The following is a 2,694-nucleotide window of genomic DNA, read 5'->3' on the forward strand; positions in this document are numbered from 1 at the left end:
ATAAACAACTTAATGACAATTAAATGACAGCGAAGCAAATGACCACTAAATGACTATTGAAACAAATAAACAATTCTTCTTTGCGTTCTTTGCGTCTTTGCGTGAAAAAAATATGTTTCAAATAAACAATTTCTTCGTAAGTTTGAAAACTAAAATTTTATAGAAACAATCAGCTATAACAACAAATGCATAAAAAATTATTACTGCTTGCAATATTTACTCTCACAATATTCAGCGTATCTGCTCAATATGCCGAAATACATGGATTTGTTTATGACAAAGAAACAGGTGAACCCATTATTTTTACAAATGTTTATTTTGAAGGAACAACAATAGGTGATGCAACAAACCTTGACGGATTATACACTATTTCACGAGTTAAGCCAGGAACTTATACCTTAGTATGCACCTACATTGGTTACGAAAAATATACTATTAAAGTAAATCTAAAAAAAAATGGAATAACTAACAAAAATATTTACCTCATACCAAAAGCAATTGAGCTTCAAGAAGTAAAAATTACTGAGAGAAAGATTGTAAGACAAACCGAGGTAAAAGTTAGTAAAATAAAAGTTACCCCTTCGGAAATAGCAAAATTACCATCCATAGGAGCCACTCCCGAACTTGCACAATATATAAAAATACTTCCGGGAATTGTTTCAACAGGAGATAAAGGCGGACAAATATATATTCGCGGAGGAACACCAATTCAAAATAAAGTTTTACTTGACGGAATGACCATTTACAATCCTTTTCATTCAATAGGAATGTACTCTGTATTTGATATTGACATCATTAAAAATATGGATATTTACACCGGTGGATTTGATGCCGAATATGGTGATAGAATATCAGCAGTTATGGATATTAGCTCCATTGACGGAAATAAAAAACGACTTGAAGGTAAAATTGGCATAAGCCCTTTTACCGCTACATTTAACATGAACGGACCAATAAAAAAGATGATAGACAATTCGGGAAGTGCCACCTTTGTTTTATCGGTAAGAAATTCATTTTTAAATAAAACTGCTCCTGTACTTTACGATTATGCCGACTCTGAAGGAATGCCTTACAGCTTTACCGACCTTTTCGGAAAATTAAATTTCAGTACTCCCGAAGGAAGTAAAATTAGTTTCTCAGGATTTAATTTTCAGGATAAAGTTGATTTTAAAAATATTACTCAATACAATTGGAAATCTCGAGGATTTGGAACAAGATTTTTGCTTGTACCATCAGCTTCATCAACAATTGTTGAAGGAAATTTTTCATTTTCAAATTATAGAATTGACCAGCAAGAAGCTGATAACAAACCACGATACAGTGCAATTAATGGCTTTGAAGGAGGAATGAAATTTTCATACTACCTTGGCAAAGACCTTCTCAGGTATGGCATTGAATTTTCCGGATTACAAACTCAATATCAATTTTATAATGCTGTAAACAGAAAAATTGGCGGAGAAAACGAAACACAAAACACAACAAATATTGCCGCATTTGTTAAATATAAAAAAATAATTAACAAGCTGATAATTACCCCAAGCTTTAGAATTCATCGCTATGGCGACCTTCAAGAAACATCTTTTGAACCACGATTCGGATTAAAATATAATTGGACAAAAAATTTCAGGCTAAAAGCTGCCGGAGGTTATTATTCTCAAAGTTTTATCAGTACTTTTTCCGACAGAGATGTTGTAAATTATTTTTACGGTTTTTTACTCGCACCCGATGAAATCCCTGATGAATTTGACGGCAAAACAATTACATCAAACTTACAAAAATCAAGACACATTATCGGTGGTATCGAATTTGATTTTCGTGAACACAGCATTTTCAATGTTGAAACTTATTACAAGTTTTTTAATCAGATGACAAATATTAATAGAAACAAAATATTTGACAATAACGAACATTTTGCTGATGAACCCTATTACCTAAAAGGTGATTACATCGTTGAAAAAGGAAACGCTTATGGAATTAACTTTCACTATACTTACGAACAAAAGCAATTTTATTTTTGGTTCGTTTACGACCTTTCTTATGTTGACCGCTTTACAATAAACAAATATGGAGAAATCGAAAAATACACACCTAACTGGGACAGACGACACAATGTACAAGTTTTAGGAAATGTAAGCTTAGGTGATAATAAAAATCCTTTTGAAATATCACTAAGATGGAATTACGGAACAGGATTTCCATTTACTCAAACTCAGGGATTTTTTGAATACTTAAATTTCTCTTCGGGAATTGACGAAGATTACACTTCAACAAATGGAGATTTACAAGTTCTGTATTCCGACCAGCTAAACGGAGGAAGACTACCTCAATATCACAGACTTGATTTTTCTGTAAAAAAATCTTTTAATTTTGACAAACATAAAAAATTAGAACTCATTTTCAGTGTAACAAATGTATATAATCGAAACAACATTTTTTACTACAACCGATTCAACAACAAAAGTGTTTATCAATTACCGATAATACCAAGTTTTGGTGCAACTTATTCGTTTTAGGAAGGTGAGTTTATTTCATTTTTTTAACAAATAATTTGTAACGTTTTTAGTACTAATATTACTCAAGTTTCGCATTTGAATATAAAGAATTGACATTCGGAAACTTATTAAATGTCGAGTTGTGATAACATAAAGAAAATCAATAGTATAATAATTCCATAATGAATTGTTTCATACTTTG

The 2,694-nt window shown here is 31.3% G+C and carries 1 protein-coding gene; it reads left to right on the plus strand.

The genetic code is table 11. The annotated features are described in order from the left end of the window. Nucleotides 1-185 precede the first annotated feature (185 nt). Nucleotides 186-2,513 (plus strand): TonB-dependent receptor, encoded by a 2,328-nt coding sequence (locus U9R42_08895; GenBank protein MEA3496135.1) that lies wholly within the window; start codon nucleotides 186-188, stop codon nucleotides 2,511-2,513. Nucleotides 2,514-2,694 lie beyond the last annotated feature (181 nt).

The sequence above is a fragment of the Bacteroidota bacterium genome (assembly GCA_034723125.1).
In the GTDB taxonomy this organism is placed as follows: domain Bacteria; phylum Bacteroidota; class Bacteroidia; order CAILMK01; family JAAYUY01; genus JAYEOP01.